This is a genomic window from Achromobacter colocynthidis (assembly GCF_057334535.1).
Window position 1 is genome coordinate 684,173 of the sequence record NZ_JBHFIZ010000039.1, and the last position, 9,661, is coordinate 693,833.

Consider the following 9,661-nt stretch of genomic DNA (forward strand, 5'->3'; position numbering starts at 1 on the left):
CCGGGGCCCCCATGGCCAGATGGAAGAATAATCATGCGTGAACTCGTGCTCCATTGCCTGGAGGCGCAGGCCGAAGCCCTGTCGGATGCGTTGCTGGAAGCGGGCGTGCTGTCGGTATCCGTGGAAGATGCCGACTTCGGCACCGATGACGAACGCCCCTTGTTCGGCGAACCCGGTACCGAGCCCGACATCCAAGCCTGGGACCGCAACCGCGTCGTTGCCTTGTTGCCCGATGGCGCCGACCCCACGCAGATCATGGAAGAGGCCGCCTCGGCCGGCGAACTGGACCCGGCGCTGTTTGCCGGCTGGACGCTGCGCGACGTGCCGGACGCTGACTGGGTGCGCCTGACGCAATCGCAGTTTGGCCCCATCCACATTGCTGAACGCCTGTGGATCGTGCCCAGTTGGCACCGCGACAACCCCGACGTGCCGGGCCTGGACCCGGCCGCCGCCGAAGACGGCGCCATTCATATCGAACTGGACCCGGGCCTGGCCTTCGGTACCGGCAGCCATCCCACGACGCATCTTTGCCTGGCCTGGCTGGAAGCCGAATTGCCCACGGGCGCCACGGTGCTGGACTACGGCTGCGGTTCGGGCATTCTTGCCATTGCCGCGCGCAAGCTGGGCGCCGGTCCGACGCTGGCAGTCGACATTGACGCGCAGGCGGTGCAAAGCACGGCCTACAACGCCGAGGTCAACCGCGTCGAATTGCAAGCCATGCTGCCCGATGCGCTGGCCGACGGTACCTTCCAGGTAGTGGTTGCCAACATCCTGTCCAATCCGTTGAAGGTGTTGGCGCCGATGTTGGCGGGCCGCGTTGCCGCGGGTGGCCACCTGGTGCTGTCCGGCGTGCTGGAGCGTCAGGCCGAGGAAGTGGCCGCGGCTTACGCGCCCTGGCTCGCCATGTCGGTCTGGCGTGCCCGCGACGGCTGGGTATGCCTGCACGGCCAGAAGGCCTGAGTGACCGGATAGGCAGGATTGCATCACATGGCTCTGACCACCCGCTGCCCGCAGTGCGGCACCACGTTCAAGGTGGTGCCTGACCAGCTCCGCGTTCGCAATGGCCTGGTGCGCTGCGGCGCCTGCTCGACCGTCTTCGACGGCCGCGCCTGCCTGCTGCCCGAGGCCGGATCGCTGCCGCCCGCGGCGCCGTCCGCGCCGGCCGTGCCGCCTGTGCCATCATCCGCGGCGGCCGCCGCTGCGCCGGTCCTGGCGCCGACACTGGCGCGCCCGTCGGCCGAGCCGCGCCAGACGCCGCCCTGGGAAGACGAACCCGCCGCGCCACAGTCCGCGCCTGCCGCACCCGTTGCACCCGTTGCACCCGCCGCGCCGTCGCCCGCGCCTATCGCTCCCGTCGCGCCAGCCGTACGTGCCGAACCCGTGATTTCGCCAGTGGCCACGCCCGCGATTCCGCCGGCGGTGCTGCGCGGGCGTGATGCGATACGCCGCCCCGTGCAGCCCGAAGACACGTTGCCGGAAGACGAGCCCGACGACGATCACGACCTGGAAGACGAGGTGCGTGAAGCGCCCCATGGCCGCGTCGATACCGGCCGTGCCTATACCGGCCGTACCTATACCGGCCGTACCGACAACTTCCGCACCGATTCCGGCTACCAAAAGCCCATCATCGCGTCGCGCGACAACGAACCGATCATCAAGTGGGACGACCGCGACGCGCCCGATGATCACGACAGCCGCGATGACGGCGACGATCACGACCTAGACGACGACCGCGAGCCCGTGCTGGGCGAGGCGCGCACCCGCTATTCCAGCGCCACCGACGTCGGCCGCGCGCCGCCGGAGTTCCTGGATCAGGACCGCAGCGAACGCCGGGGCCTGATGCGCAAGATCTGGGGCTATGCCTGCCTGCTGGGTCTGATCGCCCTGGGCCTGCAACTGCTTTACGTCTACCGCACCGACATCGCCAATTCCGCGCCCGCCTTGCGCCCGGTGCTGGAAACCGTGTGCCAGCCGCTGGGCTGCACCGTGGGTTATGCGCGCCGCCTGGAACGTATCGCCATTTCTTCGTCGTCGCTGCAACCGCCCACGGGCGCCGCCGCGATCGACGACGGCCGCAGTCGGCTGGTGTTGAATCTGGTGCTGCGCAACCGTTACGACAAGCCGCAGCATTGGCCCGCGCTGGTGCTGGACCTGACGGACTTGTCCGACACGGTGGTCGTGCGCAAGGTGCTCAAGCCCGAGGACTACCTGACGCCCGAGCAACTGCGCGGGCCTTTCGCCCCGGCGGGCGAGCTCAAAATTTCAGTGCCCATTGAAGTGACTGGCGTTCAAGTCAATGGCTACCAACTTGATAAGTTCTTTCCTTAAAGGATGACACGCATGGCAACCCCCGTCCTGGTTTGCGGTTCGATGGCGTTCGACACGATCGCCGTGTTCGAAGGCCGCTTCAAAGAGCACATTCTTGCCGACCGCATCCAGTCGTTGAGCGTGTCTTTCCTGGTGCCCAGCATGCGCAAGGAATACGGCGGTTGCTCGGGCAACATTGCCTACAACATGAATCTGCTGGGCGGCAAGCCGGTGCCCGTGGCCACCGTGGGTGAAGACGCCGGCGAATACATGGAGCGCCTGTCGGGCCTGGGCATCGACACTTCCCGCGTCAAGGTGGTGCCCGGCACGTTCACCGCGCAGTGCTTCATCACGACCGACCTGGACGACAACCAGATCACCGCGTTCCACCCGGGCGCCATGTCGTTCGCGGCGGACAACGACCTGAGCGACGCAGACGCGGCCTGGGCCATCGTGGCGCCGGACGCCAAGGAAGGCATGTTCGCCCACGCCGAACGCCTGCATCAGCGCGGCATCCCCTTCATTTTCGATCTGGGCCAGGCCATGCCCTTGTTCGACGGCGCCGACCTCGAACGCATGCTGAAGATGGCGCAGGCGTTGACCGTGAATGATTACGAAGCGGGCGTCGTTGAGCAGCGCACCGGCCGCAGCATGGCCGACATTGCCCAGACGCTTCAAGCCGTGGTGGTGACGCGCGGCGCGGAAGGCGCCACGCTGATGACCGGCGGCAAGACCATCGCCATCGCGCCCGTGAAGGCGACGCAGGTCGTGGACCCGACGGGTTGCGGCGATGCGCAGCGCGGCGGGCTGCTCTACGGCTTGACCAGCGGCTGGAACTGGGAAGACAGTTGCCGCCTGGGTAACGTCATGGGCGCCCTCAAGATTGCTTCGCGCGGGCCGCAGAACCACGCGCCGTCGCGCGCTGATATCGACGCGGTGCTGCACGCCACCTACGGCATCCATCTGCCGGCCTGAGCCCTGGACTGCTCGGGAACTGCCTCGCGGCTGCACGGTCGAACGGTCGTCCAAACGTCTGATGCGGTGGCGCTATCGCCACCGCTTTCAGCAGGTGTTTTCTGGCTTTGGCCGTGAGTTTCAGTGTGTTGCAGCCGAGCCTGGCCAAGATGGCGGGCGCGGTATGATCAACGTCGTCGGCAGTGCCCGATCGAGGAGTCCAAATGAACCAAAGCAAATCTCTTTCCCTGGTAACGCCGCGTACTGGCCGGTGGCTGGCCGTTGCGGCCGTCGTGACGTCGATGGCAGTCTTGGGCGGCTGCGCGAATCCCAGCGCATCCAGCGGGGTTTATAGCTACGACCAAGCCCAGCGCGAGCAGATCGTTCGCACGGGCACCGTCACGGGCGTGCGCCCCATCGTGATCCAGAATGACAAGTCCAGCGGTGTCGGCATGTTGGCCGGCGGTGCGCTGGGCGGTGTGGCCGGCAATGCCGTCGGCGGCGGCACGGGCCGCACCATCGCCACCGTGGGTGGCGCCATCCTGGGTGCCCTGGCCGGTAACGCCGTGGAAAACCGGGTCGGCAAGAATTCCGGCTACGAAATCACGGTGCGCCTGGACAACGGCGAAACCCGCGTCGTGGCGCAGGAAGCGGACTTGCCCATCAGCGTGGGTCAGCGCGTGCAGGTGATCAGCGGCGCAGGCCCGACCCGCGTGACTCCGATGTAAGTCAAAGCCCGCGCAAGCGGGCTTTTCGATTGCCGCGCCAAGGCGCGCACAGGCCCCTATCAAGGGGCCATTTTTTTGCCTGAATGTCGCTCGGCCGCAACGCGGCCCCCCAGGATTTACCCGCAGCTGTCGCCTTTCCCGGCCATTTCTCGCCATCAAGCCCAAAAGTTCGATGGCGATTCAACGGTCGAAGTGCAATGATTGCGCCTGCGAACGAGGCCAAACTCGGTTTTTGATGTAACCGAGTGCATCTTGGCGTCATTCTGAATGGCTGAATCCCGTCAGTTGAGCTTCAGCTTTTTTCTATATCCTCAAGCACCTGAATCCCTGCGAGCGGGGGTGTTTCGCCGACGAGGCGCCCCGCACACCTTATGTATACCGAGCAAGAACTCCACACCAAGATCGGCGATATCGTCGAGTCGATCGTCATGAAGAAAGTCACCCCCGACACGCAATTGATCGCCACAGGCCTCGTGGATTCCCTGGCCGCCGTGGATATCACGCTGGCGGTTGAATCGGAGTACGGCTGCAGCATCCCGGCTCCTGAAATCGCGGAAATCCTGCAGTCGGTCCGTACGCTTGCCGGCTATGTTGCTGCCCATTCTGCGTAACACGCGCTTGCTGTCCCACGTCGCGGCTGCCGCGACGGCGGTTGCACTGGCGGTTGGCGCGTATTGGGGGGCGGACGATGTGCTCAGCCGCATCGTGACGCCCGCCGCCGCGCCCTTGTCGGCCACGGCCGGCAAGAACAACTACCTGCCTAATCTGGGACCGGACTGGGGCACCCAGCACGTCAACCTGAATCGTCTGGGCAACGCCCTGAGCGACGGCACGCTGGTCGTGCTGGGCTCGTCCGAGCTGTCCAGCCACGACCTGCGTTTCGTTCCCTACCGTTTCTTTCCCGAAGAGCTGAAAATGCCGACGCTGGCCTATGGCCACGCCATGTTCCAGTCTTATGGGATCGTCAGCGTGCTGGAATCCGTGGCCGATTCCCTGACGCCGAACACGCGGCTGGTGATCATGGTGTCGCCCGCGTGGTTCGCCTCGGGCGGCCAGTTGCCGCGCAGCGCGTTCGCCGAGCACGTGACCGGCCCGGTCTGGGACCGCCTGTGGGACCAGCCCAGCACGCGCGAGCAGATGCAGACCTGGATCACCGACAACGCGAATTGGGGGCTGCTCTGGCTGATTGCCAACGGCCAGGCGGCCGAGCTGAAAGACAAGCTGGCGCTGTGGTGGCATGCGCGCCAGGAACCCGCGCCCGACCGCCCGCGCACCAAGCTGTCCGTGCCCGCGCACCGCTTCGTGTCCTGGCCGTCCGCCGCGCGCTTGAACGCAGGGCAGTGGGGGCAACTGACGCATCAGGCGCGCGAGGTGGAGCACAGGCTGGGCGGCCATAACCCGTACGACGTGCGCGACGATTACTACAAGCAGTACCTGGCGCCGCTGTACTCGCCGGCCCGCAACGAGTTCGCCGACGTCGACCCCATCACCCGCGCCGAGCTGGGCGATCTGTCGCGCGTCATGGCCTTGCTGCAAAAACGCAAGGTGAAGGCCTACTTCGTCATTCAGCCGTTCAACCCCAAGCTCATCCTGGATGTCGAGCGCTTTGATCCGGTGGTGGCCGCCATCACGGGCATGTGCACGCGCTATCAGATGGGTTGCCTGGACCTTTACAGCATTCCGTTCGAACCGGGCATGCTGCGTGACGACATGCACCTGGCCGAGCTCGGCTGGGCCATGGCGGACCAAGGCATTGCGGAGTACTTTTCCCGATGAAATTCTTTCGCAAAGACGGCGCCGGACGCCGCTTTTTTTGGCATGTGTGCCTGTACGTCGGGGTCATCCTCGTGTTTGTACTGCAGGCCCAGCCCACCACGGGCAGCGGCGGACCGATCAAGGTCGAATTTCAATACCAGCAGTTCTGAGCCGCGCCATGGAATTGTTCGCAAGCTTGAGCTTTTTTGGCGGCGCCTTGTGCGGCGGCCTGGGCCTGTTGGCATACCGCTCGTTCGGCATGCCGTTTCGCATCGGCTACCGCCACATCATCGGGGTGATCTGCCTGGGTGTCTGGATGGCGGTGTTCTGGGCGCGGCCCTATCAGCCCATCGCGCTGCTGGCTATTTCGGGTAGCGCCTTGTGGGCCGTGCGCCGCAACTACATTCCCACCTGGCTGGCCGTCATCATCACCATGACGCCGCTGCTGCTGGTGAAGACCGGCGTGTCGCACCTGGGGGCGATGCTGGGCCTGTCGTTCGCCACCTTCCGCGCCATCGACGTGCTGCTGTTCGCGCAACGCAACGAGCGCGTGTCGCCGCTGGACTACTTCATCTACCTGTTCTTCCCGCTGACGCTGTTGGCCGGCCCCATGTACCGCTGGCGCAATTTCCAGGCGGATCTCAAGCGCGGCTATGAAGGCGTGAACCTGAACACCTGGCTGACCGGGCTGGAGCTGATCATGCTGGGCGTGATCCAGAAGTTCGGCCTGGCCGAGCTGATCTGGCGTTATGGCCTGGCCACGCTGGACGCGCACGACTATTCGTTCACGGGCGTGGTGTTGAACGCCTCGCTGTACAGCGCGTATCTGTTCTTCGACTTCGCCGGCTATTCGACGATGGCGATCGGCATCGGCATGCTGTTCGGCTTCACCTTGCCGATCAACTTCCGCAACCCCTTGGCCACGCTGAACCCGCAGGACTTCTGGCGCCGCTGGCACATCAGCCTGTCGGAGTGGTTGCGTGATGTGGTGTTCATGCCGATCTACAAGGCGTTGAGCAAGATCAGGTTCTTCGGACGCCATCGCATGGCGGCGCAGAACATCGGCATCTTCGCCACGCTGCTGGCCATGGGCGTGTGGAACGGCTTGTCGTTGCATTACATCGTGAGCGGGCTGATGTTCGGCGCGTATTCGGTGGGGCACAACCTGCTGGTCAACGCGGCGCGCACCCGGCCCGCCTTGCAGTCCACGTTGGCGCATCCGGTGATGCGGTTCATGGGCCGCGTGCTTACCTTGATTCTGGCCGCGCTGGCGCTGTACGTGTTCAGCGGCCGCAGCCCCATCTGACGCCGGGAGTATCGGCATGCGTTTTGACCTGAAAACGTTCCAGTTCGTTGATACCGGAATGTCGCCCGACGCCTTGGCCGTCGCCGCCGCCGATCGCTCTTTGAGCTGGGCGCAGTTGCGTGACGAGGCGCACGCCTGGGCGGAGAACGCGCGCAAGCATGGTGCGGGCCCGGATGTGCCGGTGGCCATCTACGGCCACAAAGAAGCGTCGTTCTTCGTCGCCATGGTGGGCGCGCTGCTGATCGGCTCGCCATTCGTGCCGGTTGACACCATCTACCCGGTGGAGCGGTTGCGCCGCATTGTCGAGATCGTGCGCGCCGCGGCCGTCTACGATGCCGCCGCCGGCACGTTCACCCAAGGCGAAGGCGCGTTGCTTGCCGAGCGCGGCCTGGCTTACGTCATGTTCACCTCGGGCAGCACGGGCGACCCCAAGGGAGTGCAGATCGGCCGCGAAAGCGTGGGCTTGCTGGGCGACTGGATGTTGGGCAGCTTTGGCTTGGGCGATGCACCGGTGTTCATGAACCAGGCGCCGTTCAGCTTCGACCTGTCCATGTACGAGGTCTTCGGCACCCTGGCCTCGGGCGGCGCCTGCGTGCTGAACGCTCGCGAGCAGATCGCGGCGGCGGGCACGTGGATGCCGCGCCTGGCACAACATGGCGTCACGGTGTGGGTGTCGACCCCGTCATTCGCCCACCAGCAGTTGGCCAACCGGGATTTTTCCCCGGCCACCTTGCCCGCGCTGCGCACTTTCCTGTTCTGCGGCGAGCCGCTGCCGGCGGCCTTGGCCAAAAAGCTGCGCCAGCGGTTCCCCGATGCTGTCATCCTGAACACGTATGGCCCCACGGAAGCCACCGTGGCAACCACCTGGATCGAAGTCACTGACGCCGTGCTGGCGGCCCACGACCCGCTGCCGGTGGGCCACGCCAAGCCGGATAGCCTGTTGATCGTGGACGAGGGCGAGATCTGCATCGTGGGCGACCACGTCATGCGCGGCTACCTGAACCGGCCTGATCTGAACGACGCCAAGCTCTACAGCCACGAAGATGGCCGCCGCGCTTTCCGCACGGGCGACCTGGGCCAGATGGAAGAGGGCGGCTTGCTGTTTTGCCGAGGCCGCATGGACGACCAGATCAAGCTGAACGGCTATCGCATCGAATTGGCGGAAATCGACGAGGCGCTGCACGGTCTGCCGGGGGTGGAAGGCGGCGCTTGCGCGGTGCTGCGTCGTCCCGATGGCACGGCGGTGCGCCTGATTGGTTTTGTGGCGGGCGTGGCGCGGGAGCCGGATGCGCGTTTGCTGGCGCCCGATGCCTTGGCCGATTGCAAAGCGCGGCTGGCTCAGCGCCTGCCGCCCTATATGGTGCCGTCGGAATTGGTGGCGTGCCCGGCATTGCCGATGTCGAACAACCACAAGATCGACCGCAAGAAGCTGGTCGAGATCTACGCCGGGATTCCGGCATAGCGGAAACAAGAACGGGGCGCGATGCCCCGTGTCTTTGGTCTACAGCCCCATCATGCGCTGGCTCAGATTGGCCAGCACCATCAGCAGCACCTGCGCCACGATCAGCAGCACCAAGGGCGAAAAGTCGATGCTGGTGCGCGGCAGGATGCGGCGGATGGGATCCAGCATGGGCGCGGTCAGCGCCTGCAGCAGCGGCATCATCGGCGCCGTCGGATTGACCCAGGACAGCACGGCCTGGATCAGCGTCAACCACACCACCAGGTTCAGCGCCCACTTGATGGTCATGATCAAGGCCGAGCCCATGGCGGCCGGCAGCAGCGCGGCGGGAATCAGCGCGCCCAGCGCCAGCAGCCAGATCAGCACGATATACAGCAGCGCGGCCAGCCAGGCGGCGACCAGACTCGTCCAGTCGATCTTGTTGCCGGCGGGAATGATCTTGCGCAGCGGCATCACCAGCCAGTTTGTTGCCTGGTAGATGGTGCGCGCAATCGGGTTGAAGGCGTGGAGGCGGATCGCGTGCATCCAGGCGCGGGCAATCAATGCCGCGCCGAACAGCGTGAACACGATTTCGAGGAGGAAGCGGAAGATTTCACCGAGCATGGAGGCGATCACCGAAAAAATGAGGAATCAATTGTCGCACGCTGCGTGGAAAGTTTGCTGCGGCGTTTGGCGGATGGAGATGACGCAAAAAAGCCGCCTAGCCAAGGCCAGGCGGCTCTAGTGAAGCTACAGCTTCGAACCGTCCTGATTAGGGACGGCCACCCGTGGGAAACGGCCACGAAGCGGCGGGATTCAGCGCGGTCTTTGCACCCGGGGCGGCAGCCGTGGACGGCGGCGTTGCGGGCTTCTTGGGAGCGGCTTTCTTCGCGGCAGGCTTCTTGGCAGCGGCGGGCTTGGCGGCAGCAGCCGGCTTGGCGGCGGCAGGAGCCTTCTTTGCAGCGGGAGCCTTCTTGGCAGCAGGCGCCTTCTTGGCAGCGGGGGCCTTCTTGGCTACCGCTTTCTTGGCAACTGCTTTCTTGGCGGCGGGCGCCTTCTTGGCAACGGCCTTTTTGGCGACGGCCTTCTTGGCTACCGCTTTCTTGGCGACGGCCTTCTTGGCGACGGCTTTCTTGGCAACTGCCTTCTTTGCGACGGCCTTCTTGGCTACCG

The 9,661-nt window shown here is 65.2% G+C and carries 11 protein-coding genes; 9 read left to right on the forward strand and 2 right to left on the reverse strand.

Annotated elements, in window-relative coordinates; all coding sequences use genetic code 11:
- The first annotated feature begins 33 nt into the window (after positions 1 to 33).
- From prmA to ACE04A_RS29540, 9 genes are all read left to right on the forward strand, one after another.
- Positions 34 to 960 (forward strand): 50S ribosomal protein L11 methyltransferase, encoded by a 927-nt coding sequence (gene prmA / locus ACE04A_RS29500; RefSeq protein WP_100853222.1) that lies wholly within the window; start codon positions 34 to 36, stop codon positions 958 to 960.
- 27 nt (positions 961 to 987) lie between these two features.
- Positions 988 to 2,328: a DUF3426 domain-containing protein gene (locus ACE04A_RS29505; protein ID WP_485820798.1), complete on the forward strand. Its 1,341-nt coding sequence runs from the start codon at positions 988 to 990 to the stop codon at positions 2,326 to 2,328.
- Between the two features lie 12 nt (positions 2,329 to 2,340).
- Complete coding sequence (locus ACE04A_RS29510) at positions 2,341 to 3,282, forward strand: carbohydrate kinase family protein (RefSeq protein ID WP_279995064.1); 942 nt, start codon at positions 2,341 to 2,343, stop codon at positions 3,280 to 3,282.
- A gap of 203 nt (positions 3,283 to 3,485) precedes the next feature.
- Positions 3,486 to 3,989 carry an outer membrane lipoprotein gene (locus ACE04A_RS29515; RefSeq protein ID WP_050447100.1) on the forward strand — a complete coding sequence of 168 codons (504 nt, stop codon included), beginning with the start codon at positions 3,486 to 3,488 and terminating at the stop codon, positions 3,987 to 3,989.
- Between the two features lie 371 nt (positions 3,990 to 4,360).
- Positions 4,361 to 4,600, forward strand: coding sequence for an acyl carrier protein (locus ACE04A_RS29520; RefSeq protein ID WP_100853219.1), 240 nt, complete (start codon positions 4,361 to 4,363; stop codon positions 4,598 to 4,600).
- Entirely contained in the window at positions 4,578 to 5,765 is a 1,188-nt protein-coding gene (locus ACE04A_RS29525) for a D-alanyl-lipoteichoic acid biosynthesis protein DltD (protein ID WP_259252975.1), read from the forward strand. The genes ACE04A_RS29520 and ACE04A_RS29525 overlap by 23 nt, the downstream gene beginning before the upstream one ends.
- Entirely contained in the window at positions 5,762 to 5,914 is a 153-nt protein-coding gene (locus ACE04A_RS29530; protein WP_279995062.1) for a hypothetical protein, read from the forward strand. The genes ACE04A_RS29525 and ACE04A_RS29530 overlap by 4 nt, the downstream gene beginning before the upstream one ends.
- Before the next feature lie 8 nt (positions 5,915 to 5,922).
- The gene (locus tag ACE04A_RS29535; protein ID WP_448718174.1) at positions 5,923 to 7,050 is read left to right on the forward strand and encodes an MBOAT family O-acyltransferase; all 1,128 of its coding nucleotides are present in this window, start codon (positions 5,923 to 5,925) and stop codon (positions 7,048 to 7,050) included.
- 16 nt (positions 7,051 to 7,066) lie between these two features.
- Positions 7,067 to 8,512, forward strand: coding sequence for a D-alanine--poly(phosphoribitol) ligase (locus ACE04A_RS29540; RefSeq protein ID WP_485820799.1), 1,446 nt, complete (start codon positions 7,067 to 7,069; stop codon positions 8,510 to 8,512).
- Positions 8,513 to 8,551: 39 nt separating this feature from the next.
- On the opposite strand, the gene ACE04A_RS29545 is transcribed toward ACE04A_RS29540, so the two are convergent.
- Together ACE04A_RS29545 and ACE04A_RS29550 are read right to left on the reverse strand one after the other, a co-directional pair.
- Entirely contained in the window at positions 8,552 to 9,112 is a 561-nt protein-coding gene (locus ACE04A_RS29545) for a YggT family protein (protein WP_259252978.1), read from the reverse strand.
- Between the two features lie 148 nt (positions 9,113 to 9,260).
- On the reverse strand, positions 9,261 to 9,661 hold a 401-nt coding region (locus tag ACE04A_RS29550; protein WP_485820800.1), incomplete at its 5' end, for a histone H1-like DNA-binding protein.